The organism is Psychrobacter sp. Choline-02u-9, from assembly GCF_002836505.1.
Lineage (GTDB): Bacteria > Pseudomonadota > Gammaproteobacteria > Pseudomonadales > Moraxellaceae > Psychrobacter.
Window position 1 is genome coordinate 1 of the sequence record NZ_PJBF01000030.1, and the last position, 413, is coordinate 413.

At 47.2% G+C, this 413-nt stretch carries 1 protein-coding gene; it reads left to right on the forward strand.

What is annotated here, in order from left to right; all coding sequences use genetic code 11:
- The coding region (locus CXF69_RS00620; RefSeq protein ID WP_267284172.1) for an EF-Tu/IF-2/RF-3 family GTPase at window positions 1–413 on the forward strand (413 nt) is incomplete at both ends.

Consider the following 413-nt stretch of genomic DNA (forward strand, 5'->3'; position numbering starts at 1 on the left):
ATCCCAGAGCCAGAGCGTGACATCGACAAAGCATTCCTAATGCCAATCGAAGACGTATTCTCAATCTCAGGTCGTGGTACTGTAGTAACAGGCCGTGTTGAATCTGGTATCGTTAAAGTTGGCGACGAGATCGAAATCGTTGGTATCCGTGACACTCAAAAAACCACCTGTACTGGTGTAGAGATGTTCCGTAAACTGCTTGACGAAGGTCGTGCAGGCGAAAACTGTGGCGTACTACTACGTGGTACTAAGCGTGAAGACGTACAACGTGGCCAAGTACTAGCTAAGCCAGGTTCAATCACTCCTCACACCAAGTTTGACGCTGAAGTATATGTATTGTCAAAAGAAGAGGGTGGTCGTCACACACCATTCCTAAACGGCTATCGTCCACAGTTCTACTTCCGTACTACTGA